This window comes from Mycoplasma sp. 4044 (genome assembly GCF_053851695.1).
The window spans coordinates 79,555-105,313 of sequence record NZ_JBSQBD010000001.1 but is presented as its reverse complement, the minus strand read 5'-3'; the positions used below and the strand labels follow the sequence as shown (position 1 = coordinate 105,313).

At 30.8% G+C, this 25,759-nt stretch carries 28 protein-coding genes; 24 read left to right on the top strand and 4 right to left on the bottom strand.

The window, feature by feature from the left end; all coding sequences use genetic code 4:
- Positions 1–90: 90 nt before the first annotated feature.
- The 4 genes from ACWXVN_RS00570 to rpsT form a co-directional block, all read right to left on the bottom strand.
- Positions 91–810: a phosphotransferase family protein gene (locus tag ACWXVN_RS00570; protein WP_455968017.1), complete on the bottom strand. Its 720-nt coding sequence runs from the start codon at positions 808–810 to the stop codon at positions 91–93.
- Position 811: 1 nt separating this feature from the next.
- The gene (locus ACWXVN_RS00565) at positions 812–1,900 is read right to left on the bottom strand and encodes a M20/M25/M40 family metallo-hydrolase (protein WP_438341654.1); all 1,089 of its coding nucleotides are present in this window, start codon (positions 1,898–1,900) and stop codon (positions 812–814) included.
- 47 nt (positions 1,901–1,947) lie between these two features.
- Positions 1,948–2,496, bottom strand: a complete 549-nt coding sequence (locus ACWXVN_RS00560; protein ID WP_455978759.1) for an inorganic diphosphatase — start codon at positions 2,494–2,496, stop codon at positions 1,948–1,950.
- 67 nt (positions 2,497–2,563) lie between these two features.
- Positions 2,564–2,833 carry a 30S ribosomal protein S20 gene (rpsT, locus tag ACWXVN_RS00555; protein WP_438341656.1) on the bottom strand — a complete coding sequence of 90 codons (270 nt, stop codon included), beginning with the start codon at positions 2,831–2,833 and terminating at the stop codon, positions 2,564–2,566.
- An 82-nt stretch (positions 2,834–2,915) separates the two neighbouring features.
- On the opposite strand from rpsT, the gene ACWXVN_RS00550 reads away from it, so the two are divergent.
- The 24 genes from ACWXVN_RS00550 to ACWXVN_RS00435 all read left to right on the top strand — a co-directional run bounded on the left by ACWXVN_RS00550 (position 2,916) and on the right by ACWXVN_RS00435 (position 25,751).
- Positions 2,916–3,641 carry a YgjP-like metallopeptidase domain-containing protein gene (locus ACWXVN_RS00550; RefSeq protein WP_455978758.1) on the top strand — a complete coding sequence of 242 codons (726 nt, stop codon included), beginning with the start codon at positions 2,916–2,918 and terminating at the stop codon, positions 3,639–3,641.
- Positions 3,634–4,377, top strand: a complete 744-nt coding sequence (locus ACWXVN_RS00545) for an NERD domain-containing protein (RefSeq protein WP_438341658.1) — start codon at positions 3,634–3,636, stop codon at positions 4,375–4,377. Before ACWXVN_RS00550 ends, ACWXVN_RS00545 begins: the two co-directional genes overlap by 8 nt.
- Positions 4,378–4,531: 154 nt before the next feature.
- The gene (locus tag ACWXVN_RS00540; RefSeq protein WP_438341659.1) at positions 4,532–5,050 is read left to right on the top strand and encodes a hypothetical protein; all 519 of its coding nucleotides are present in this window, start codon (positions 4,532–4,534) and stop codon (positions 5,048–5,050) included.
- A 105-nt stretch (positions 5,051–5,155) separates the two neighbouring features.
- Entirely contained in the window at positions 5,156–6,358 is a 1,203-nt protein-coding gene (locus ACWXVN_RS00535) for a replication-associated recombination protein A (protein ID WP_455978757.1), read from the top strand.
- A 1-nt stretch (position 6,359) separates the two neighbouring features.
- Complete coding sequence (gene pheS, locus ACWXVN_RS00530) at positions 6,360–7,304, top strand: phenylalanine--tRNA ligase subunit alpha (RefSeq protein WP_438341661.1); 945 nt, start codon at positions 6,360–6,362, stop codon at positions 7,302–7,304.
- 11 nt (positions 7,305–7,315) lie between these two features.
- Positions 7,316–9,484, top strand: coding sequence for a phenylalanine--tRNA ligase subunit beta (locus ACWXVN_RS00525; protein ID WP_455978756.1), 2,169 nt, complete (start codon positions 7,316–7,318; stop codon positions 9,482–9,484).
- A gap of 90 nt (positions 9,485–9,574) precedes the next feature.
- Positions 9,575–10,546 (top strand): recombinase RecA, encoded by a 972-nt coding sequence (gene recA / locus ACWXVN_RS00520; RefSeq protein WP_455978964.1) that lies wholly within the window; start codon positions 9,575–9,577, stop codon positions 10,544–10,546.
- A 77-nt stretch (positions 10,547–10,623) separates the two neighbouring features.
- Positions 10,624–11,436 (top strand): TIGR00282 family metallophosphoesterase, encoded by an 813-nt coding sequence (locus ACWXVN_RS00515; RefSeq protein WP_455978755.1) that lies wholly within the window; start codon positions 10,624–10,626, stop codon positions 11,434–11,436.
- A 14-nt stretch (positions 11,437–11,450) separates the two neighbouring features.
- Positions 11,451–11,876, top strand: a complete 426-nt coding sequence (locus ACWXVN_RS00510) for a transcription antitermination factor NusB (RefSeq protein WP_438341664.1) — start codon at positions 11,451–11,453, stop codon at positions 11,874–11,876.
- Positions 11,863–12,354, top strand: coding sequence for a hypothetical protein (locus ACWXVN_RS00505; protein WP_455978754.1), 492 nt, complete (start codon positions 11,863–11,865; stop codon positions 12,352–12,354). The genes ACWXVN_RS00510 and ACWXVN_RS00505 overlap by 14 nt, the downstream gene beginning before the upstream one ends.
- Entirely contained in the window at positions 12,342–13,079 is a 738-nt protein-coding gene (locus ACWXVN_RS00500; RefSeq protein ID WP_455978752.1) for a TlyA family RNA methyltransferase, read from the top strand. Before ACWXVN_RS00505 ends, ACWXVN_RS00500 begins: the two co-directional genes overlap by 13 nt.
- A gap of 3 nt (positions 13,080–13,082) precedes the next feature.
- The gene (locus ACWXVN_RS00495; RefSeq protein ID WP_455978751.1) at positions 13,083–14,240 is read left to right on the top strand and encodes an aminotransferase class V-fold PLP-dependent enzyme; all 1,158 of its coding nucleotides are present in this window, start codon (positions 13,083–13,085) and stop codon (positions 14,238–14,240) included.
- Positions 14,227–14,655, top strand: coding sequence for an iron-sulfur cluster assembly scaffold protein (locus tag ACWXVN_RS00490; RefSeq protein WP_455978750.1), 429 nt, complete (start codon positions 14,227–14,229; stop codon positions 14,653–14,655). The genes ACWXVN_RS00495 and ACWXVN_RS00490 overlap by 14 nt, the downstream gene beginning before the upstream one ends.
- 22 nt (positions 14,656–14,677) lie before the next feature.
- Complete coding sequence (locus tag ACWXVN_RS00485; RefSeq protein WP_455978749.1) at positions 14,678–15,910, top strand: Y-family DNA polymerase; 1,233 nt, start codon at positions 14,678–14,680, stop codon at positions 15,908–15,910.
- Positions 15,911–16,059: 149 nt separating this feature from the next.
- On the top strand, positions 16,060–17,151 hold the full coding sequence (locus tag ACWXVN_RS00480) for a nicotinate-nucleotide adenylyltransferase (protein ID WP_438341670.1): 1,092 nt from the start codon (positions 16,060–16,062) through the stop codon (positions 17,149–17,151).
- Positions 17,152–17,272: 121 nt separating this feature from the next.
- Complete coding sequence (rplU, locus tag ACWXVN_RS00475) at positions 17,273–17,572, top strand: 50S ribosomal protein L21 (protein WP_438341671.1); 300 nt, start codon at positions 17,273–17,275, stop codon at positions 17,570–17,572.
- Positions 17,573–17,579: 7 nt separating this feature from the next.
- The gene (gene rpmA / locus ACWXVN_RS00470) at positions 17,580–17,840 is read left to right on the top strand and encodes a 50S ribosomal protein L27 (protein ID WP_438341672.1); all 261 of its coding nucleotides are present in this window, start codon (positions 17,580–17,582) and stop codon (positions 17,838–17,840) included.
- Positions 17,841–18,195: 355 nt separating this feature from the next.
- Positions 18,196–22,491 carry a hypothetical protein gene (locus ACWXVN_RS00465; RefSeq protein WP_455978747.1) on the top strand — a complete coding sequence of 1,432 codons (4,296 nt, stop codon included), beginning with the start codon at positions 18,196–18,198 and terminating at the stop codon, positions 22,489–22,491.
- 81 nt (positions 22,492–22,572) lie between these two features.
- Positions 22,573–23,013 carry a hypothetical protein gene (locus ACWXVN_RS00460; RefSeq protein WP_455978746.1) on the top strand — a complete coding sequence of 147 codons (441 nt, stop codon included), beginning with the start codon at positions 22,573–22,575 and terminating at the stop codon, positions 23,011–23,013.
- Between the two features lie 108 nt (positions 23,014–23,121).
- Positions 23,122–23,580: a hypothetical protein gene (locus ACWXVN_RS00455; RefSeq protein ID WP_455968007.1), complete on the top strand. Its 459-nt coding sequence runs from the start codon at positions 23,122–23,124 to the stop codon at positions 23,578–23,580.
- Positions 23,564–24,355, top strand: coding sequence for a F0F1 ATP synthase subunit A (locus ACWXVN_RS00450; protein WP_455978745.1), 792 nt, complete (start codon positions 23,564–23,566; stop codon positions 24,353–24,355). Before ACWXVN_RS00455 ends, ACWXVN_RS00450 begins: the two co-directional genes overlap by 17 nt.
- 11 nt (positions 24,356–24,366) lie before the next feature.
- A complete protein-coding gene (gene atpE, locus ACWXVN_RS00445; protein ID WP_438341676.1) occupies positions 24,367–24,666 on the top strand; it encodes an ATP synthase F0 subunit C in 300 nt (99 codons plus the stop codon).
- 28 nt (positions 24,667–24,694) lie between these two features.
- A complete protein-coding gene (locus tag ACWXVN_RS00440) occupies positions 24,695–25,228 on the top strand; it encodes a F0F1 ATP synthase subunit B family protein (RefSeq protein WP_455968004.1) in 534 nt (177 codons plus the stop codon).
- Positions 25,218–25,751, top strand: coding sequence for a F0F1 ATP synthase subunit delta (locus tag ACWXVN_RS00435; protein ID WP_455968002.1), 534 nt, complete (start codon positions 25,218–25,220; stop codon positions 25,749–25,751). Before ACWXVN_RS00440 ends, ACWXVN_RS00435 begins: the two co-directional genes overlap by 11 nt.
- The last annotated feature ends 8 nt before the right edge of the window (positions 25,752–25,759 follow it).

Below are 25,759 nucleotides of genomic sequence, written 5' to 3'. Positions count from 1 at the left end.
ATTGATATTTTTACTCAAATACCAGTAGTAAAACTAAATTTTGACACAAAGAAAGACTGAAGGCCAAAAACCTTTCAGTCTTCTTTTAAATTATTTCTTTCAGTATTTGTTAACTAAATTTGTTAGTCTTTGCTTTCAAGCTTCAATATCAATAGGCATTTGGTCCAATGAATAAGCCCAAATAACAATAAAGTAAGCAACCACTATTTTAAAGCGATTGTAAGCCTCAAGATCATAATCTTGATATGCTTGAAGTAGTCATTGTTCTTGTTCTTCATTGAATAAAGTTGCCACAACAACAAAAGCAAGATCTCAGTTTTTATTACCCATTGTGGCATATTCTCAGTCAACAAAATATATCTTGTTGTCAACACCAGTCATAACATTTGAACCATACAAGTCGTTATGAACTGGTCAAGAATCGGGATACATTTCTAAAATTTCATTAACCACATCTTTATAATTATTAACTTCCAAAATGTCCAGATTTTTATTTTTTATTATTTTTCTGTAATTATCATATCTTGCCGCTAAATTTTTCGGCGGTAACGAGATTTTTGAATCGTGTAATTTTTTAAAATTGATTGCGATTTGACTAATTGTGTATTGATCTCAAATATTTTTTTTATTTTCAATGTATTCTCAAACTACTTCTTTTTCGGTGTTTGAAATTAGTTTAGGAATAAAGTCTAAGTCTTTAAAAATTGTGTAGTCAATATTGTGATTTCAACCGTTTAACTTTTTAACTTGAACAAATCTATCATTATCGCGAAATGATGTATTTGTATATCCTTCTTTAATTTTTTGCATCTTATTTGTATGCTAATTTAGCATCAAAACTTTCACTATTAACTTCTTGCACAAACTGCGCTAAAAGTTGACCTGCCGCCATTAAATCATTGATATCACAAACTCCAATTGGTGAGTGTAGGTAACGTTGTGGCAATGAAACCGTCATTGTTGCTACTCCACCTTTTCCGTATTGCAATTCGCCCGCATCAGTTCCTCCACCTGCAGCCACAAATTTATAAGCTCTAATATCATTTTCGCGAGCAACGCTAGCCATTCATTCAACTAAATTTGGATCCATCATAGTTCCACGATCATAAACTCGTAATGCAGCACCGTGGCTTAGTTTTGTTGTTCCTGGAATTGTGCCAATAGTATCATGGCTTGAAGTAGTATCTAAGGCAATTGCAATATTAGGTTCAACTAAACTTACAGAACTTTTTGCTCCCCGTGTTCCAACTTCTTCTTGTACTGTTCCAACTAAATATAAATCACAGTCTAATTCTTTTTTGTCAACCAGGTGGGCTAAGTATTCTAAAGTTGTAACTCCTGCCCGGTTATCCATTGCTTTACCACCGATTAAGTCTTCATTAGCAAAGTGAATAGTTTCTCCAGACATGTAGACTCTGTCACCTACTTCTACACCATTTTGGCGAGCTTCTTCATCATCTTTGAAACCAAAATCGGCATAAATTTCATTATTAGTCATGGCATTTTTAATTTGTTCGTTACTCATAATGTGAATTGAAGTATGCCCAAATAGTCCAGTGAACCTTTTGTTGTCTTTATTGGTTACTAATGTTGCTTTTGTTCCAATTGCAACAGAAGGTCAAATTCCACCAACAGGAGTTAAAAGCATTTGCCCTTTTTTATCGATTAAACGAACTAAATAACCAACTTCATCCATGTGAGCGGTAATCATAACTTTTGGTGCGCTCGATTTTTTTGATTTTTTAAGCATAATTAGTGATCCAAAACCATCACGACTGAAGGTGAATGAAGAATCTTTTAGATTTTCTTTTAGCATTTGCACAACTGGCTCTTCATAACGACTCATTGCTTCTAATTCCATGTAAGAAATTAACTTATTTTTAAATGTCTTTTTGTCCATATGTTTCTCCTTTTAAAAAATCAGTACGTTAATGTACTGATTAGTGATTAAAGATATTTTTCAGGATGTTCTTTTTTCATTTTTTCAATGAAATCATCTTTATCCATTGATCCGTATTTATTCATTAATTCAACACATTCGTGGTATTCTTTTTTAGCTCACTCAACATTTTCAAATCCAGTAACTTGAGTAATTCCTTCACGTTTAAAGTTTTTGTAAGTACTGAAGAAGTTTGACACACTTTGTAGTCACATTTGATCTAAGTCAGCTAGTGATTGAATGTGATCTAAACGATAGTCATCAGCATGTACTGCGATTAATTTAGTATCAGTTTCACCATCATCAATCATTTTCATTGCTCCAACTACTCTTGCTTCTAGACTTACTCCAGGCATGAATGTTTCAGATGAGTAAACTAAAACATCTAGTTCGTCTCCATCTCAATCTAATGCTTCAGCAATATAACCGTAGTTTGCAGGATATTTAAAATCTCCTCTCAAAATTCTGTCAACAGCTATCTTTCCTGTTTTACGATTGTATTCATATTTGATTGAGCTTCCTTTTGAAATCTCAATATTTACAGTAATTTTTTTCATAAATTTAATTTTAGTTAAAAACTAATCAAAATAATAAAAAAAGAACCAAAAGGTTCTCTGAATACAATTAAGCTTGTGCTTTAGCTTTAGCAACAAAAGCATCTAAACGAGCAGCTTTACGTGCACCATTATTTTTGTGTAGTACACCTTTTGAAACGGCTTTGTCAATTTCGTGGTGAGCTTTTGAAAGTAATTCACTAACATTTTCTGCATTATTCATTGCAGCAAGTTTAGTTTTCTTGATAGCTGTACGAACTCTTGATTTAATTGCAGCGTTTCTAACTCTTGCTTTTTCGTTTGATACGATAGCTTTCATTTTTGATTTAATATTTGCCATTTATTTGTCTCCTCGATTAGTTGATAAAAGCATTATAACCAAAAAAATAAAACTTAAACATAAATCATATAAAATTTATGTCATGCTTGAAACTGGACTGAGTAATAATATTGTATTACAAATTGGCGAAAAAACCTTTAAATTTGTAATTGTACCAACTAATAATAGTCGCACAATCTTAAGGCCGCGTGATGATTGTTTTGAAATTAGTCTTTCAATCTACCACCAACAAATCGACTGAAACTGAGTAAGAAGATTGATTGCTAAAAAATATTATGATTACAATTTTGCAACTCAAGCAATTAATATTGAAAAACAGTATTTTTTTTACTTCGGACAACAAATATTTTTTTCAATAACTGATAAACACGTCATTTTTGAAATTAACGAAAAAGTTTGAAAATTGAAATTAACTAAAGATGATAAAGGTGAGATAAGTAAAAAAATCAGTCTTTTTTTAAAAAAAGAGTTAGAAAAATTTATTTTTTTAGCACACAAGTGATGCGAAAACTTAATGCAAATATCGAATTTAGAAAAAAATATCAAAATTGTCAAAGTAACTTTGTTTTGAGGTAAATACATTCTTAAAAATAATGAAAAAACATTCAAATATAATTTAAGATTGATACATTTCGATCCAAACATAATTTACTCAGTCATAATTCATGAATTGGTTCATATTACTCATCACAATCACGGACCAGAATTTAAAAAAACACTGAAAGAATATGTTCCTAATTACAAACAACTCAACAAATATTTAAGCAACAATCAATTTAGTTTAATCGGAGGAAATAGCAATGAATAATTTACTGACTGTACTAAAAGAAGAAATTCAAAATACAACTGTAGAAACTAATAATGCTGCGTCTGTTGCTAATCCAACAATAATAAAAAATGGTTTAATAGCAGCTATGGTTATTTTAATCTTGCTAGCTGTGGCAGGATTTGTAATTTTTCTATTTTATCGTTTAAAAATTAAGAAAAAATTGGGACGGGGAAGAGATTTTGAAAAAGAATTTGCCAAAAAAATTCAACAATGATCTTCTAGCCAAGATTTCTTTTTTATTCCTAGTTCATTACTAAAATATGAAAAGAAACTTTTTGAAGTGGATGGTATATTAATTTCTAATCGTGGGGTTATTGTTATTGAAATGAAGTCGTTTAATGCTGATATAGAAGGTGATTACAACAATAATGTTTGATGAAAAGTAAAACCAAAAGTTCGTTATGAAATTAAAAATCATTTAAAACAAAACGACAAACACATTGAACACTTACAAAACATCATTGGAAAAGATATAAATGTTTATTCTTTTTTAATTTATGAAAATTTTGGAACAAACAAAATAAATATTGCTTCAGTTCCTGACTGAGCTTTGGTATTTAAGGACAATGAATTCGAGTCAAAAATGCAATATTATAAAGAAGCAATTGAATCAAGTTATGATCGTCAAGATGTTGTAGAAACATACAATAAGATTGAAAAAGCTATTACTCATTCAGCAAAAGATAAAGCTAAATTTGCTACTTTCTTTAAATAATTATTAGACACCAGTCTCCCTGTGTGTCTTTTTTTGTGTCAAAATGTGTCAAAATGTGTACTTTTTGAGTAAAAAAATTTTTATTGTGATAAACTTAGTACATATTTTTAAAAATATGAATTAATATAGCATTATAAAATTCGAAAGGAATAAAATGGCAGTAAGAACAAGATTCTACATCATTGAAAAACGTGATGAAGAAAATAACCTAACATGACATTTAAAACGTGCTAAACAAGATAATTACTTTACATTCGACAATTTCCAAGACAGTTTAAATAAATTTATCGAAATTGCTAAAGGATTAGAAGGTGACTCACGTGTTTGATTCCACCAAAATGGTGCTTTCCGTGGAAGCATGGGAATGGAATCAGCTCTAAAAAGTATTGAAGAACTACAAGCAAATAATGTTTCTTCACAAGAAGCAACAGATTACTTGGTTTCAAAAAACCTAATTGAATCTTCATCTAAAAAAGAAGACGAAGAAGAAAAAGAAGAACAACAACAACCAGTAGAAGAAGCAAAACCAGTTTCATATGAAGAACAAAGTCAAACAACAACTGTTGTAACATATGAAAAAGTTCCTAAAGGATACTATGTTCTAGTTTCATTGCTACTCATTTTAGTTCTTGTATGCATTATCTTAGTTGCTGTAGCTTTTGCTAAAAAATAATTAGAAAAATTTAGAATAGTCCGGTTAAGCCGGTCTATTTTTATTGCCTTTCTTATAGAAAGTGTTTAGAAATTACTAAGTAATTAATATAAAATTTATAAATATATGAATTTAGCAAGTTTACGTCGCCCAAAAAATCTCGAAGATTTCATTTGTGAAGACTTACAAAGAGATTTTTTTGCAAGAATTATTCAAGTTAAAGATGATCGTTCATTTTTATTTTTTGGTCCCCCAGGAAGTGGTAAAACAACAATCAGTTTAATTCTTGCTAATGAAATGCAAAAGAGTTTTGCTTATTTCAATGCTGCTATCGATAACAAGCAAACATTAGTCAATTTAATTGAAGAAAACGAAATTTTGATTGTTGATGAAATTCATAGACTAAACAAAGACAAACAAGATATCTTGTTGCCACATCTTGAAAATCAAAGCATCACTGTATACGCAACAACTACTGAAAATCCTTTTTTCAAGGTTAATCCTGCCTTAAGAAGCCGTATGAATATTTTTGAATTCAAAAAGCCGACTGACAAATTGATGCTTGAATATGCAAAAAATATTAATCAAAAATTGGAATTATTCACAGTGGAAAATGAAGATGTTTATCGAGTTTTAGTAAAGCATGCTAATCGAGATTTTCGTATCTTACTAAGTGACTTAGAACTATTGTCTAAATTGTATAGAAAAGAAACAATAGATCTAAATAAAGTAAAACTAATTTTTTCAGTTATCAATTTTGGAATTGATCAAGATGGTAATGAATTTTACAATCATTTGAGTGCTTTTCACAAATCATTAAGAGGGAGTGATCCTGATGGAGCTTTGTATTGAGGATATTTGTTGTATAAAAGCAAAAACTTTGATGATATGTTTAGAAGAATGATTTGCGCCAGTTATGAAGATGTCGGACTAGCTAATCCAAGTTGTGGTTCGCAAACACTCCAAGCCATTGAAGCATTTGAAAGATTAGGTGAAGCTGAAGGTTATCTACCTATCGCTTTTGCAATTCTAAATATTGCCTTAAGTCCTAAAAGTAACAGTGTCATTGAAGCCTGGTCAAACACTTCAGTAAATGTCGAAAATCGTGGTGCATATGATGTTCCTACTCACTTAAAGGACTCGCATTATAAATCGGCAAAAAAATTAGGACATGGTGTTGAATATAAATACCCACATAACTATCAAAATCATTGAGTAAAACAACAATATTTACCAGATGAATTAACAGGTCAAAAATTTTACACTGCTAGTGAAAATAGCTATGAGCAAAAAATTTATAACTACTGAAAGAAAATAAAAGGAGAATAAGATGAAATTTGACTTATCGGAAATCAAAAATTTAGAAGATTTAAAGCAATTAAAAGCAAAATTCAATGCTCCAGATAGTGAAATTGGACTTTTAATGCAACAATTAAAAGAAGCTAGTCCGGATCAAAAAGCTGCTATTGGTAAAAAAATTAAAGTTTTAAAAGAAGAAGCTGAAACGTTTTTTGAAAAAGCAAAAGAACACATTTTACAACTTGAAATTGAACAATCTATCGCTAAAGACTGAATTGATGTTAATGAACCAGTTACTAAGAAAGGTGGAATTCATCCAATCAATTTGATTATCACAAGAATGCAAGACTGATTTAATTCAAACGGATATTTTGAAACTAGAGCTAGTGAAATCGAAACAGACGAATACAACTTCGAACGTTTAAATATTTTAAAATCACATCCAGCACGTGACATGCAAGACTCACTATTTATCGATGAAAACACATTGTTGCGTACTCATAACACAGGAATTAGTGCAAGAGCATTGCAAAAATATGCGAATCAATCATTTAGTCAATATGCTATTGGTAAAGTTTATCGTAATGATGAAGAAGATCAAACACACTCACATCAATTTACTCAGTTAGATTTTGTATCGGTTGGATATACAAATTTTGGTAATTTAATGTGAACTTTAAAAAGTTTATTGTCATATGTTTTGGAAGAAGAAGTAGAAATTCGCTTGCGTCCTTCATATTTCCCATTCACTGAACCTAGCGTTGAAGTTGATGTATTTTACAAGAATCGTTGAATCGAAGTTTTAGGAGCAGGAATGTTACATGAAAACGTGTTAAAAATGGCAGGTTACACAAATGACATGAATGGTTTTGCAGCAGGAATAGGAATCGAAAGAATAGCTATGATTAAATACGGAATCAATGACATTCGTGAATTCTACACAAACGATGAAAGATTTTTAAAACAATTTAGATAGGAGAAAACAAGATGTTATTTTCATTTTTAGAATTAAAACGTTTAGCAAATTTAGATGAAAGCATCACAATAGAAGAAGTTGCTAAGGCAATCAATTCAATTGGTTTTGAAGTTGAAGAATATTGACGCTTTACTGATGTTGAAGGTATCAAATTTGGCCATGTTTTAAAGACTTATCCTAATCCTAATTCAGATCGTTTAACTGTTTGTGAAATTGAATTTAATGACAAAATCAGAACTATTCAAACTAATGCTACCAATGTAAAAGAAGGTCACTACTTAATGGCTTTTGTACCTGGTTCAAGAAGCAAAAAAGATGTTTTTCAGGCTCGTGAAATGCGTTCGATTATTAGTGAAGGAATGTTGGTTGGACTTGAAGAAATTGGTTTTAAACCTGATTCTATTAGCGAAAAAAATATGTGAAATGATGGTATATTCGTCTTTGAAAACAAAGTAGATTTAAACCTAGATCCAATTGAATATTTTGCCTTAGATGACTATATCATCGATATCAGCATTTTGTCTAACCGAGCAGACGCTAATTCATATTTAATAATGGCAAAAGAATTAGCTGCTTATTTTGGTACAACTCCTTTATCTTTAAACAAATTGCTAACAAAAGAGTTTCATTCAGATTTCAGTATCAAATCACTGCAAGAAACCAATCACTTTACACTTAGAGAAATTAAAGTTGAAGATATTAAAATTTCTTTACAAGATGAACTATTTTTAATGAAAAATGAGATAAAGTCAATCTCTAAAGCAGTTGATTTATCAAATTTAGTACTGCTATACGCAGGTCTACCCACTCATGCTTATGATGTAAGAAAATTAAATTCAAAAGATTTTGAAGTGAAAAAATATACAGGCCAAGCAGTAGTTTTTGGTAATAAAGAAGTTGAACTTGACCAAAGCTTATGTGTTTTAAACAACAACAAAGTTGTTTCAGTGGCAGCTGTTATAGGTTGTGAAAATAGTGGTTGCGATAGTCAAACAACATCAGCTTTATTTGAAATTGCTTCTTTTGATTTAAAAGAAGTAAGAAATTCAAAAAAACAAGTCAAAATAGAAACAAATTCAGCTAACCGTGCTTCAAAAGAAATTAGCATGGGATCAATTTTGTTAGCACATGAATATCTAGAATCAAAAGTAAAACAGGCTAGCCAAATTATTGGTTATGAAGATGCCGAACAACACACTTTTGATTATGATGCAGCTTATTTAGATTTTTATGCTGGTTTTGAGATTACAGCAACTGATAAATTTAAACAAACCTTACAAAAATTAAATACTCTTGGCATTGAGATTAAAGACGAAAAAGTAATGGCGCCTGCCTATCGTTATGATTTAAAAACAATGCAAGATTTAACTGAAGAAGTGTTCCGCTTCTATGGTTATGAAAATTTTGCCATTATTCAACCAGAAATTAAGCAAGTTGAAAATGTTACATACAAAGATTACAATAACATTTTAAAAGCAATGAAATATCAAAATGTGCGTACTTTCACCCTGACTAGTGCTAAAGCCAACATTTTAAATCCTTTTGATTTCAATTCAACAATCGATTTAGCAACTTATGTTTCTAGTGATCGAAATCAGTTGCGTCACTCACTTGCTCTTTCACTAGCTGAAGTGTTAGACTACAATCAAAAACGAAGCATTAAAAAAATGTCAATCTTCGAAATTGGAATGATTCAGGACAAAAGCAATGTTTTAGGACTAGCTTCAAACGAAAAAAGTTTCAACGAAATGAAACAAGATATTGTTGACTTACTTGATTGTCAAGTTGAATTTATAAAACAAGAAAACAAATATTTGCACCCGAATTATTCAGCCTTAATTTTCAAAAACGGTAAAATGATTGGATATTTAGGTAAGTTGAATCCACAGGTATATCAAAGTGAAGCAATTTATGCTGAAATCTTTTTAGATGAAGATAAAGCTAAAGCACCAATCTTTGCAAATTACAAGCATGATCCTTTAAAAACTAGAGATTTTACAATCAATTTACAAAATCATGAAAGTGTTCAAACTGTTTTAGATAAAATTGCAAAACTTAAGGGTATCTATCAAGTTAGTGTTATTGACAAATATCAAAAAGATGACGGTAGTGTCAATGTAACATTTAGCTTTTTAGTCGAAGATTGAGCAATTAAAAAATTAGAAAGTGTTTTGGGTTAAACCAACACTTTTTATTTTGATTTAAAAACTGTGCTAATTTCTTACTTTAATAAGTAGGAGGAAAAAGTGGAAAAAGAACAAATAAGAAGTATGCTAGAAACAACCTTGAAAGAGATAGAAAAAAGATTTGGTAAAGAATCAATCATGTTTTTAGGTAACAAACCAGATCAAAACTGCGAAACTTTTTCAAGTGGCTCTATAGCAATTGATGGTGCGCTGGGTATAGGCGGATGACCAAAGGGAAGAATTATTGAAATATACGGACCCGAAAGTAGTGGTAAAACAACAATAAGTTTGCATGCAATTGCTGAAGTCCAAAAAAATGGCGGAATAGCAGCATTTATTGACGCCGAACACTCAATCGATACAACTTATGCTAAGTCTTTAGGTGTTGATATTTCGAATTTAATATTGTCACAGCCAGATAGTGGAGAGCAAGCTCTAGAAATTGCTGATATTTTAATTAAAACAGGACAAATTGACTTGATTGTTGTTGACTCCGTTGCCGCTTTGGTTCCTGAGGCTGAATTAAATGGTGAAATGCGCGACCAAGTTATTGGTGCTCAAGCAAGATTAATGTCAAAAGCACTTAGAAAAATTACCGCTTCACTAGCTAAAAATAAAACAACAATTATTTTTATCAATCAAATTAGAGAAAAAGTTGGAATCATTTTTGGTAATCCCGAAACTACTCCTGGTGGTAAAGCACTAAAATTCTATTCTTCAATTAGAGCTGAAGTAAGAAAGACGCAAAACATTAGTGAAAATAACGAAATAAACGGAAATGGGATAAAAGTAAAAATTGTTAAAAACAAACTGGCTGCCCCATATAAAATTGCTAATGTGGAAATAGTTTTTGGTCACGGATTTGACAAAACTGGCGAACTTGTTTCTTTAGCAGAAGAATTCAAAATTATTGAGAAGAAAGGCTCTTGATACTCGTATAACAATGAAAATATAGCTCAAGGAAAACAAAAAGTTCGTGAATATCTACTTCTTAATAAAGATAAATATGATGAAATAGAGCAAAAAGTCCAACAAAAAATTAAAGAGCAAAATTAAGCAATCAAGATTGTGTTGACAATCTTTTTGCTTTTATCTTAGGATTTTTTTGAATTAGTATAAAATTAAAATTAATTATGATAACTAAAAGTAATGAAGACATAAATGTACTATTTTTTGGTGATATTTTTGGTGAACCAGGAATAGAAATAGTTGAAAAATATTTACTTAAACTAAAAACTGAAAATAGCATAGATTTTGTTATAGCACAGGCTGAAAATGTTTCTGGTAGAAAAGGTTTTGTACCTCAAGATTATGAAAAATTAAAACAAATTGGAATAGATGTTTTTACGCTTGGAAATCATGTTTGAGCTAAAGCTGAAATTAGCGAAATCATTGAAAACAAAGACGTAATCAGACCAGCGAACATAGACTATGCATATCCAGGTCATGGTTTCGGAATTTTTGAAGTCAAAAATCAAAAAGTTTTAGTAACTTCAATGATGGGAAGACAGTTCAACCCGTTATTGTCACCTTGAAATAAAGAACAAGCAGACTGCTTTTTTGACAAATTCGACGAAATTTATTCACAAAACCAATTTGACTATATGATAGTAGATTTTCATGGTGAAACGACAAGTGAAAAAAATGTCTTCGGAATTTACGTTGATGGTAAAGCAAGCGCAGTTTTAGGTACTCATACTCACGTACAAACTAATGATGCAAGAATATTACCAAATGGAACTTATTATTGTACTGATGTAGGGATGTGTGGTCCTTACAATAGTGCTATTGGTGCTAACTATGATGAGGTTTATGACAAAATGCGCCACAATGGACGAAGTGCTTTTAAAGTCAGTCCTAATAAGTGTCAGGTAAACGCAATAGTTTTTACTCTGTCAAAAAATAAAGATAATCAAAAAATAAAATTAATTAATATCTATGACTAATTTAGGAAAAAAATATGGAAACAGACAAGCAATTAAATGAAATAGCGAAAAAGGTCGCTTTTAATGAGTTGATGATTAAAAAGAGAATGGTTTTCATTACACTTATTTATCAGTCACAACTTTTTAATAAACCACTAAACAGTGAATATATTTTTGAAAACTCAGCATTTAGTGACTCGCAAATGAAAGTTATTGAATTGTTAGAAAAAAATATCCCAACAATTCAAAAAATTATTCAATTCTATCTTTTAGACAATTGGACTTGAGATAGAATTCCAGCCTTAGCAAGAGCGATTTTAATTTACGGTGTTTTTGAAATGCGTAAAAATGATCCTAAAATTGTCATAGATACAATGATTAACATTGCTAAGATTTACAATGTTAATTACAAATTTGTAAACGCTATTTTGGATAAAATTAATAAAGATGATAAAAAGTAACTATATTAAACAAACTGTTGCAAAAATAAACTTGATTTTGGTAAAAAATCAGGTTATTTTAAAATATCGTCAAAGATTTAGAAACAAACAAATGCGCTTCCTGATTTCAAAAATTTTGATTTTATTCGGTACTAACTATTCAATTAATAGGCTGGCCGAAGTAGAAATAGAATTAATGAATAGTAATTTCCAAAAGAACGTGTTTTTAACTATTTTACTTAATCATGTCAACTCAATCGATGAAAAATTTCAGTCGTGTGATTGAAAATCTTTTGGAAAGTTTCTTTACTACATTTTCAAAACATCAACTTACTATTATGATGTTAAACATCAAGTACCCAACATTTTTGAAATCCATGGAATAACTAGTTCAAATGCTCGAAAAAGAGACTTGTTCAATGATTTTTGTATGTCATTGGAAAAGGTAACTCCTGACTTTAATTATTATGTGAGGTTAATTTTAAAATGAGTAAAATAACCAAACAACGATTAGATATATTGATTAGCAACAAATTTGAATTAGAATTAAGTGAAGCTGATTTTCAAATTCGAATTGGCAATGTTTTGGTTAATGGAAATAAAGAAATTCTTCCTTCATTAAAATTCCGCCCTGATATAAAGCTGGACTTAATTAATCAAAAAGAATTTGTTTCTCGTGGAGCATATAAATTAAAAAAAGCTATCGAAGAATTCAAGATAATACCTAAAGATTTTGTGTGTGTTGATATTGGGTCGAGTACTGGTGGTTTTGTGCAAATTTTATTGCTCAACGGAGCAAAAAAAGTCTATGCAGTTGACGTAGGTTTCGATCAGCTGCACTACACATTAAAAAATGATAATCGAGTCATAAATATGGAAAAGACCAATCTTAAGACTCTAACTAAAACTTCATTTGCTGAAAATATTGACTTAGTTGTGACTGATGTTAGTTTCATTTCGCTTAAACACGTGTTTGAAGTTTGTAAAGATTTTTTAGCTTCGAAAAAGCAAATAGTTGCTTTGATTAAACCGCAATTCGAAGCAAGCTCAAAATACGTTTCTGAAGGTGGATATGTTGAAGAACAACATCACGAGTTTTTAATTAATCGAGTAATTGAATATGCAAAAGAGTGCAGTTTCAAGTTCCTGGCAATTGAAAAAAGTCCTATTTTGGGTAATAAATCGAAAAATATTGAGTATATTTCACTATTTGAAAAGGAGTAAAAAATGGATTATAAGAAATTTTTTCCAATGCTGCAAAATAATGACATTGCTTATTTAGATAATGGTGCATTAGGTTTGAAACCGGAAGTAGTTTGTCAAGCTGGTAATGATTTTTATACTAAATTTTCGATTTCAACTCGAACAAAAGACTCAAGACTAGGAATGGAAGTTAGCGACATAGTTAATCAAACTCGTCAAAAAGTCGCTTCATTTTTTGAAGCTGATTGAAAAAAGACAATTTTTTACTCAGGAGCAAGTGAAGCACTCAACCAAGTTGCTATGATGTTAGCAGATTTAGTCAATGAAGGTGATGAAATTTTACTTTCTTTATACAATCATGCAAGCAATGTTTTGCCATATTTTTATTTCTTAAAAGACAAAAATGTTAATTTTGTATATTTCACCACACAACAAGATTTAATGCAAAAAATTAATAAAAAAACTAAAATTGTTGCTCTTAGCCAACAAACAAATAATCTTAACGAAAAATACGAATTAGACTCAATTTATCAAGCATGTTTAAAAAATGATGTGTATTTGGTTAACGATGCTGCACAAGCCGCGCCACACACTAAAGTAACTATCAAAAATTGTGATTTTATCGCTGTTTCTGCAAACAAAATGTATGGTCCAACAGGTCTTGGAGTTTTATGTATAAGTGATCGTGTTTTTTCATTTGTAATGCCTAAAAAATTTGGTGGTGGAGCTGCAAAATCGTTCAGTAATCCAAATTATGATATGGACTACAGTGCATATGAAGTAGGAACCTTAAATCTTGCTGGGATTTATCAGTTCAACAAAGCTATTGATTTTATTAATGAAATTGGTTTCGATAAAATGAATGAAAAAATGTATTCTTTATCTACAAAACTGCATGAAAAGCTAACTAAAGTGCCAAATATTATTTTGTATTCTAAGCCTGGTGATAATATTTGTTTATTTAACATCCAAAATGTTAGTTCACAAGATGTTGCTTCGTACTTAGGACACCGTGACATCTACGTTCGCAGTGGAACTTTTTGTGCTTATTTACTTGAAATTGATCCTAATTTTCATGGCACAATGGTGAGAGCCTCACTTGCCTTTTACAATGATGAAAAAGATATTGAAAGACTGATAGAAGCTTTAATCAACGGAGGTGATTTTCTTGACTTCATTTAGTGATCAACAAAAAAGGGATTTAATTTATCAACACTATTTGACCCCAAACAATAAAAGTGAAACACTTAGTGGTTTGCAAGGACAAGCTTACTCAAGAAGTGGGTGTGCTGATAATCTTGAAATTGGTTTAGTGGTGAAAAATAACGTTATTAAAAATGCTCAATTTAATGGTAGCGGTTGTTCTATTTTTATTTCTTCAACTGATTTGGTTTTAGATTTAATAAAAAACAAAAGTACTGAAGAAGTTAAAGAAATTTTGGAAAACTATGAGTCGATGATTAACCAAAATCACACGGAAAACAAGGAATTATTAAATAACTTAGTAGTTTTTGAAAATGTTAAAAAACACTTAAATCGTGTTGAGTGCGCTTCACTTATTATCAGAGCAATCAAAAAGGCATTAAACCTTGAATAGTAAAATTTATTTCCATATTGATATGGATAGTTTTTTTGTATCTTGTGAAAGAGCAATCAGACCAGATATAAAAAATGTACCGATTGCAATTTCTAAAAATACTAAACGTTCAATTGCTACTGCTTTAAGTTCTGATGCCAAAAAATTAGGTGCTAAAGTAGGTGAGCCAATCTACGTTACCAAACAAAAAATTCCTAACCTTTTGGTTTTAGAACCAAGACTAGATTATTATCGTTCTGTGAGTGCTAGAATTTTTGAACTAATAGCAACAAAATTCAGTAAAAACATTGAAGTTTATTCAATTGATGAGTGCTATCTTGATGTTAGTGATGTGATACAAAATTATTCTTCTCCTATCGAATATGCCAAAATCATTCAAGACACAATTTGGAATCAACTTAACATACCTTGTTCAATAGGAATTAGTTACAACAAATTTTTAGCAAAAATGTCTACTAATCTTGCTAAGCCACACGGAATAGTTTTTACTCAAAAAGAAGACATTGCTAACAATTTTTACTCACTAGATATTGGTGATTTTTTCATGATCGGTAGAAAAAGTACACAAAAACTCAAAGCAGTAAATATCAATACAATCGGCGATTTTGTATATTGCCAGAATACTACTTTATTACGTTCAATACTGGGTGTTAACTTTTATAGCTTTCAGCAAATGGCAAAAGGGATAACAGTTAAATCACAAGAAGCAAAACCAATTGAACTAAAAGGAATAGGTCAATCTACAACCTTTATGCAAGATGATATTTTTGATGAAGAACATCTCAAAAATATTCTTTTGTCCTTAACTAAAAAAGTTGTAAATCGTTTGAAAATAAGAAATTATCTATGTTCCGTAGTTTCTATTCAAGTTCGTAATCAAGATAAAAGTTGAAATATTTTTCAACGCAATATCAAGGTACCAACAAACAATCTCGAAGATATTTTTAAAGCTTGTTTTAAACTTCTAAAAGAAAATTGAGATGGTGAACCACTAAGAGGAATAGGATTAAGAGTTCACAATTTAATTTCTTCACAAGACAATGAAACACCTTTTTCGCTTTTCGAACAAGAAAAAGAAAATGATAGCAAAGCCATTATCGATAAAATTAATTTTTCACTTGGCTCAAAAACGCTTTTTACTGGCCAAGAACATGAAAATATGCAAAACGTTCGTGCTGACCAAATCAAATTCAGCATCAATGACTATGACAATAATGATTTAATTGATATTGACCAATCAATTTTGAAAAAATAACTGTGACTATACTTGCAAGTGTAGTCTTTTATTTTTTAGGCTTGAAATTTTTTATAGTTGTGTAAAATGATAAAAGATATATTTGCCCAACAAACAAATATTGATGTCACATAATAATTACAACTGCACAAAATAAGAAAGGAAACAAGATGAAAATAGGTTTATTTGGCGGAACTTTTGATCCCATCCACAAAGGACACATTTTGATTGCTCAACATGCTTGTAAAACACTAAATTTAGACAAGATTATTCTTATTCCTGCTAATCAAAATCCCGATAAAAAAAATCAACCTTCTGCTTCTAATCAAGACCGTTACAACATGGTTAAAATCGCCATTCAGGATTTTGATAATTTTGAAGTTAGTGATTTTGAAATCAAAAGAACAGGACCTTCATACACATTCGAAACACTGAAATACTTTAAACAAAAATATTCACAAGATGAATTGTTTTTCATTCTAGGTTCTGACAATTTAAGTTCTTTAAACAAGTGACAAGGTGTTAATGATTTCAGTAAGTGAGTGAAACTTGTGTGTTTTCGTCGTACTAAGAATTTTTCTAAAATTAATGCAAAAAAGTATAACGTTTTGATTTTGGATAACCCACTATGAGATTTTGCAGCTACTGAATATCGTCAAGGTAATATCAAAATTGTTGATTCAAGGGTTCAATCATACATTGGAAAAAACTTTTTATACGCTCGTGATTTAATTCTTAACACTCTTTCAATTTCAAGAAATAGTCACTGCTTTTCAACTGGAGAATATGCAGCTCAACTTGCTAAACAGTTAAATTATGATGTTAAGACTGCTTATTATGCTGGCTTGCTGCATGATATTACTAAAGAATGAACTAACGAACAACACGAGCAAATGATTCAAAAATATGGACTAAATGTTAAGGATTATCATCCTTATCAATACCACCAATTAACTGCCTACTTGTTTCTTAAAAATGAATACAAAATCACTAACAAAAGCATTCTTCATGCAATCAAACATCACACTACTTTAAGTATAAAACCAACAACTTTAGAAAAAATTGTTTATGTCAGCGACAAAATTGGTCCAGGTAGAAGATGGCCTGGCATTCAAAAATTACGTCAGGATGTAGAACAAAACTTTGATTTAGGTTTTGCAAATTTGGTTGCTTCAATTTGAGAATTCTTAACTTCTGAAGGACAACTTATTGATGCAAAACAACAAAAAATTTATGCTACAAATAGCAAGTTTACGTTGTAAAGTTTTTTAGTAACAAAATAACAAAATAATTTATAATTAAAAACGTTACTTGTTGTAACCGTTCCAAACAGGTTTTAAGCATAGCACCTTAAGGGCGAGCCATCAAATAAGGAGGACATCTATGTTCGCTATTATTGAAACTGGTGGAAAACAACTAATTGTTAAACCAGGAGATACAATTTTCATCGAAAAAATCGATGGAGAAGCTGGTAGCAAAGTAACTTTTGACAAAGTAGTTGCTCTAGAATCAAAAATCGGAGCACCATATGTTGAAGGAGCTAGTGTTACTGGAGTTATTGAAAAACAAGGAAAAGCTAAAAAAATCGTTGTGTATCGTCACAATGCTAAATCTACTCACAAACGTAAATTAGGACACCGTCAACCTTACACAAGAGTAAAAATTGAAGAGATCAAGGGGTAATTAGAACATGGCAAAGACAAAAGCAGGTGGAAGTACCCATAACGGTCGTGACTCGGCCGGAAGAAGACTTGGTGCTAAGTTAGCAGACGGACAATTTACATTAGCAGGTGGAATCATCTACCGTCAAAGAGGAACAAAAATTTTCCCAGGAAAAAACGTTGGTAGAGGAAATGATGACACCTTATACGCTCTTGTTGATGGTATTGTAAAATACGAAACAAGAAGAAACCGTAAATATGCTTCAGTTTACGAAGTAGAAGCTGAATAATTTTCAATAACCATTTAAGAGTGCCCATTGTGGCACTTTTTATTTTAAAAAATAAAAATTAATTAAAAAAATGCTTGAAATCAGCATTTTTCAATGTCCAAAAATACCATTTTTTATTAAAGTGGGTTATAATTAGAAACGTAAAACAAGAAAATGATAGTTTTACATAGTAAAACGTTGCTAAGTAAGGTACAAAAAAGTTGTGCCAATTTACTATTATTTTGGGAGTTTTAAATGTTATTAATAATTTGACTTTGAAACTATGTTTTACACTTTTAAAAAATAAAACAGTTTTATTATCGAAATGTTTTTCGAAAAACAAATACGTACAAAATACAAAATAAGGAGACTTTGTATGACAAAAAGTAAAAAAGTCGCAGTCATTACTGGACTTCTTTCTACTACAGCTGTTGGTATCTCGCTAGCATTTTTATCAGCAAGTTGTGGTGCAAGTCAAGAGTTAAAAGACTTAGGTACTAAGTTATTTGAAGCTCAAAAGTTATACGATGACAATTCAGCATTTGCTGAAGACTTGAAAGACTTTAAAAAAGCTATTGATGACGCAAAATCAATCAGCAACAAAGCTTCAAGTGAAGAATTAGTAGCAAAAACAAAAGAGTTAGAAGCTGCAATTGAAAAAGCTAAAGCCATTATTGCTCAAAAAACAAGCGAAGCAAGTGCAATGGTTCAAGAATACAAAAAATTGGTTGACTCATCAAAAGAACTATTAAATAATCTAAAAGCTAAAAGCTTAAGTGCAACCGATTTTGAAAAAGCAATTACAGACTCAGTTGCTAAAACCCAAGATCAAGATGAAAATGGAAAAACTAAAGACAAGGTTGAAACAGATTCAGCTTGAAGAGAACAATATGCTGCCTTGACCGAAGCTAAAGCTAAAGCAAACAAACTATACCAAGTTGCTGTTTATAAAGAATTAGATAAAGAAGTTAAAGGTTACTTAGAAGGTTTAAATAAATCTTCATATGAAAACATCAAATCAACTTTACAAGCTGTTAAAGACGAACAAGGTAAAGTTGTTGAAGGTGCAAAAGAAAGTGAAGATGCAAAAGTTGTTGAAGCATACAACAAATTAAGTGAAGCATACAACAAAGCAAAAGAAGATCAAAAAATTATCGACAAACAAGATGAAATTCTTGCTAAAAAAGATGCTATTACATCACTTGCAACAACTGCTGACACTCAAGCACAAACATTTAAAAACGCCAAAGAAAGTCCTCGTTACGACAAAATTGCTGAAACATTGAGCCAAGCAGTTACAACAGCTACAAGTTATGTAGAATCAATCGGTGATGTAAGAACACTAGTTGATAATACTACTTTAGATGCTAAATTGCAAGAAGTATCAAATCAATACGACACACTAGCAGCTGCTCTAAATAATGCCAAATTAGATGCAGTTAAAGCTGACTATAAAGTTGCTCAAACAGCTGCAAATGACTTATTATCAACAAAACTAAACGATGTTGATACAGATGAAAACATTCTTGATTCAAAGAGAGCATTAGTAAGCTCATACAAGCAACAACTACAATCAAAACTAAGTGAAACTGATGCTACTGTTTCAACAGCACAAGCAAACCAATCAGGTTTTGATGCTGTTAGAAAAGCTGCTATTGAATTGCAAAAACTAGTTGATTCAGTAGATAAAAACTATACTCTACAAGAATTCCTAAAAACAAGAAAAGACGTTGAAGACAGAAAAGCTCAACTAACTGAAGAAGCTTCGAAAGTTATTGTTGACCAAGCAGTTAACCAAGCAAACTACACAGTTTGAGAAGAAAAAGGATTACCTGCTGATGTTGATAGAGATACAACAATTGACAGAGTTAACAGAAACCAAATTCAATCACAAATCGACTACCTAAGTTGAAGAATGAAAGAAGCTGTTGCAACAGATGAACTAAAAGCTTACAATGACTTGAAAAAAGTTGTTGAACAATGACTTGCTCAAGATAAAAGTGAAAATAATAACACTATAACAGACTATTCACAAGATTTAACAGACAAAAAAGCTGTTTTAGACGGAAGAGTTAATGAAATTTACGAAGCAATTAAAGCTTCAAAAGATGTAGAACAATCAACTGACAAACCAAACACAATTAAAGATGCTACTGACGCTCTACAAAAAGCATTAGATGATGCTAAAGTTGCTAAAAATCTATATCCATACACACAAGCAGTTAAAGCTGCAAATGCATTCATGGATGAAAACAAAGATTACCCAACAGCATTAGATGGTCTAAAGAAAGCTTTAGTTTCAGCTAAATCAAAACTTTACGACAAAAATGACAAACTAAAAAACAGTTACGAATCACAAGTTATCCCTGCTGCTGGTGAAATTCTAGCTGCTATTGAAAAAGCTAAAATTGAAGTAGCTAAAGCAAAATGACAAAAAGCTCTAAGAGAACTTTTTGCTTTAAGAATTCTAATTGAAACTTGAAATACTGAAAACGGACAAGACAATAATGCAACAAATAATGAAACAAACATTAACTATGATGTGCAAGAAGCCTTGAAAACTGCTTTTGAATCAAACAAAGATGCAGCCAATCCTGAAACAGTAGCAGATTACGACGCTAAAGCAAAAGAAATCAATGATGCAATCAGTGAGCAAGAACCTATTTTCATCATGAATGTAAATAACTCTTTATTGACAAAGGCTAGAAAATACTACGCTAAAAAAGAAAATATTGCAACTACAAGTCTGACTAGATTCAATGAAGAAGACAAAAAAACAGTACAAGAAAGAATTGATTTATATCGTAAATATGTTGATGAAAAATCAGTTGCTTCAAAAGATGAAAATGGACAAGTAACAAAATTAAAACTTTACTCTTCAATCAAAGAAGCAAAAGATGTTGCTGATGAAATTAAATCACTTGGAGATGATTTAGAAGTCTTTGTATTTGCTCACAAATTGCAAGCACAAATGAACGATCTAAAAGCCCTAGTAAACAATGCTTACATTTGATCAAATAAATCAATCAATGTACAATCAGATGTTGCCGATGACTACAAATCGAACTTAACTATCGTTGAAAATGATGCTCTTAAAACTAATGAACCTGTAACATCTAACTCAGAATATGTTCTAGAAAACCTAGACGCTGAAGAATTGTTTAAACGTATTTCAGAAAACGTTGATGGATACTCAGTAATTAAACAAGAATTAGAAACAAGAATCAATAGTTTCTTAAATGTTCTATCTAACAGTTTGGAAAAACCTGTAGATCCTTCAGTTGCAAATACTGAACAAGAAGGAACAGCGTACACAAGTGAAAAAGATAAAGTTCTTGACCTAGTACGTAGTTCAGCAAATGCTTTAAGAAACATTAAAGAATCATTTGAAAAAGCAAGAAAAGATAAAGCTTTAATTGATTACAAAAACTTAATTGCTGAAACAAAAGCAATTTACGCTGAAAACCAATATGTTGCTGACTTTGTATTTACTCCATACTGAAAAATTTCAATTAAAGAATCAGTGGACCTTGAAGAAAGCTACATCACTGATGAATCTTACAAAACATGATCATGAAACCAATGAAAACAAAGATTATTGTCAATGTATTCAACAAGAAACGTTGCTCAAAGAGCAGTTCCATTTGTTGAATTGAAGAAAATTTATGACAAATGAACAGCTAACAATGGTAAATTCTTCAATGATACACTTTCAAATGATGACAGTGTTAAAGCTAAAGTTATGACATGAGGAACTGAAAAATATCAAGAAGTTCAAAAACACATGTTCCACACTGACTTATTAAAAAATGGTGTTGACCAAACACTTGCTGACATCCTAGCTAAAGTTAAAGCAATGGATAACTCACTAGTTAACTACCAATCAATGTACGATGTAATGATGGGAATTGTTAAAGCTAGAAAAACTGATGCAAGATTATCAAGATACCCTGAAGCAATTGCTATTTTAGATAAAGCTATTACTGATGCAAAAGCATTAGCAGAACCAGAACAACCAATCGTTGAAGATAAATTAAATGACAAAAACATTCAAGATGCTATTATTGTTCTAAGAAAAGCTATTGATGATGCTGAAGAAGTTGCAGCTCTAGCAGAAGCTAAAGAAAAATACTTCGCAGATAAAGAAGATGTATTTAACTTGATTAACTCATTACCAGATGATCAAAATATAAAACTAATCAAAATTAAATACCAAGCTGAATTCAATGAAATTGTTAAAGATGACCAATTATTTACAACATCACAACAATTCAAAGAACACGACGACATGCTACTTGCTCTACAAGTTAAAGCAAGCCAAAACATCGTTGTTAAAGCTTCAGAAGCCCTAAAAGAAATCAAATCAATTATTGACGACAAACTACTAGATTCAACTAACGGATACCAACAAGATATGCAATTTACTCCTTTCTATGGAAAAACATTAAAAGCATTCGTAACAAATACTCTAGAACCAGAATTTGTTAAAAATGCTTCATACCAAGCACAAGCAGATGTTGATCCAGTTAGAGAACTAATTAGCACAGGTGTTCTAAACTCAGTAGTTGACATGTATGTAAACCTATATGCATGAGGACAATCATCAGAATACAATTACTGATTAGCTAAAACTGACAAAGTTGAACTTTTAAACAACTCAGTTGTTCTATAAGGTGGGCAAAAAGGTGTTCTATCAGCATTTATTGAAAATTACTACAAACCAACAGAAGATAAATCAAGAATTTTTGCTAAATTGTCTTCAGATATCGCTAAATACTTCTCAAATCAACAATTCTACAAAGCTACAAAATACTGACTATTAGATAGAAATATAGAAAGAACAAAAACAACTTCTGCAACAAGAATTCAATATTCAATGATTTCTCAAGGATACATTAAATTGTTACAAATTAAATATGACATCATGGATAAATTCATGGCATATGGAGATGCAACAAGACATGTAAACCTATCTCTAAAACAAACTCTAACAGATGAACAAATTAGAGATATTGCTGCTTACCGTGCACTATCTGCTGACTTTGTTGCTAGATCAAAAACTGAAGCTAACTTTGATATTTCTTCATTAGAAAATATTGAAAAAATGTATGATTTCTTGAACGGAAAACAGGTTCCACAAATCAACCAAGATGCTTCACAATCTAACCCAAGCGAAGAAAGCGTACAAAACTAATTTTCATTAGTGAAAACATGCCAATAAACCGGCATGTTTTTTTAATTTTGCATTTTCATTTCTCAATTAATGGTGCTATAATTCAATTAACCCAAAATGAGACAAGTTATGAAATATTTTGATAAAAGATTTTTAAATTACTTAGGAAGAATTTTATTTTTATTTCACAGCTTTTTGCTTGTTAGTCTATTGGTTTTAGCCTTTGTTAAGACTCAAACCTATACATATTTGTGGGGTTATTTGGTAGGACTAACAAATTCTTTAGCAATATTAGTTGTGGATTATTGAATCTATAACAAGTTTGCAAATAAAAAATATAGTAAATTACAAGCAATCGGAATGGTTTATGTCAATATTATCTTGACAGCCTGTATCTTGCTTGGACTTTTTTTGTTTAATCGCTATGTCACAAACAAAATCGGTTTTAGCCATTTACATGGTGGTTTATATCCAATCAATATTGTTTTTTATTGCCTTGCAATCACCGTTTTACCACTTTCGTTTTGCCTTGCATTTACTATCAGTAAAAAAATTAAGAGAAAGGAGATAAATGGACAAGATTTTTAATCATGGGCAACTATCTAATCCTCAAGCATGAGGACCAAAAGTATTATCTTTAAACCAATTATTTAGTTTAGCCGTTGTTTTCATCATGATTGTTTTAGCAAGCATAACACTTTACTTCATGATTCGTAAAACAAAAGAAAACGAAGTACCTTCGAAAATTGTTGTTGTAGTTGAAAGTTACATTTATTTTATTGAAGATTTAACTGACAATATGACAGATTCAAAACTAAATAAGTTTTCGCCATATTTCTTTGGTTTATTCATCTTTTTAGCCTTAGGTAACCTAGTCGGAGTCGCCGGACTCGCACCAGTCGGAACATCACTTACTTTCGTCTTGGCAATCACTTCCGTTACTTGAATTATGACTTTTGTTATTGGTATAAGTTGCCAAAAAATAAGATATTTTAAAGAATGATTAAATCCAATCAGTTGACCAGGTATTTTTTCACCTATTCTTTCACTTAGTTTCCGTATGTTCGGAAACATCACTGGTGGTGTTTTATTAATGCTTTTATTGCATGGTTTATTTACTTACTTATGACGTTTTGTTGTAGGAAATAATGAATCAGCTTTGACATTTAACGTTATAGCATTAATTATCATGCCATTTGCAAGTTTGTATTTTGACATGTTTGACTCGCTTCTTCAAGCATTTGTCTTCACGGTTCTGACAATGAGTTATTGAGCAACAGCCGTGGGTGAAGAAGTGAAAAAAGAAAAACGAAAAAAAATCAACCAACAAATGGAAACAATGGTTGTTAATCAAACCGCATAAAGGAGAATTTTATGAATACAGAATTAGTTACAAATTTATTTAACATTTCACAAATCAAAGACAATGGAACTGCTAGCGAAGCAGCAGGTCTAGCTTATGGTCTAGCTTTAGTTGGTGCTGGTATCGCAATGGTCGGTGCTGGTGGAGCCGGAATGGGACAAGGTTATTTAGTTGGTAAAACTGTTGAAGCAATCGGAAGAAACCCAGAAGCAAGATCAAAACTAACCAGCTTAATGCTTATCGGTCTATCATTCGTTGAAACTTCAGCTATTTACTGTTTAGTTATCTCATTCTTACTAATTTTCGTTTAATTTTATGCAAAACACAGCTTTAGTAGTTATGAAAGAAGAAACAGTTTCACAAAAACTAAGAGATATTTTCGAAACTTTTTCTTTCTCATGACCTTATTTTCTTTTTACTTTAACATTCTTTCTTTTAGCAGTCACAATTCTAGTTTTATTAGCTTATCGTCCTGCTAAAAAAATGCTAAAAAGAAGACAAAACTATATTCAACAAAACATTGATGACGCTGTAAAAGCTAAAGAAGATGCTTTAAAAATTAAAAATGAAGCAAATGAATCGCTTTTAGACACATACAAAAGAATTGACAAAATGATTAATGATGCCAAAATCGACAGTGAAAAAATCATAGATGACAAAACTGAAGAAGCAAAAAACAAGGCACACTCAATCATCGAACAAGCTAACAATTCAATCACTAAAAGCTGAAGAGATTTTGAAAGTCAACAAAAGAAAATTATTGTTGAAAATGCAATCGAAATCAGCCAGAAAATTTTAGGAAGAGAAATCAAAGATGAAGAAAACAAGAAAATGATCCAACAATTGCTAGAAGAGGCAAACAATGAACTATAGTGAACAAATTGCTAACTATGCATTGGCCATTTATGAACTAGCAGATGAGGATAATAATCTTGAAAATATCTTCAATGATTTTCAAGCTATTGATATAGCAATTAACGAAAATAAAGAAATTTTAAAAATTTTAAAATCTTATTCACTTGAAGATGAGCAAAAATTCAAATTAATTGATGACATTATGCACAATGGGCAACCAATCTTAATTGATTTTTTGAAAGTCTTAGTGCGTAATCGTACAATCGGTTTAACATGTGACATTTTTGCTAAATTCCAACAAATGTATTACGAAAAGAAAAATATCGAACAAGGAATTATTTATTCAACAATCAAATTAAGTGAACAAGAAATAAAAGATTTTGAACAAAAAATGACAGCCAAATTTAACAAAAACATCATTCTCGTTAATAAACTTGAGCCAAATCTTATTGGTGGTATCAAAATCGTTATCGGGGATAATGTTGTTGACAATTCAATCCTGGCTCAGTTGAAAAAAATGAAGCAAACTATTTTAAATTAAAAGGAGGT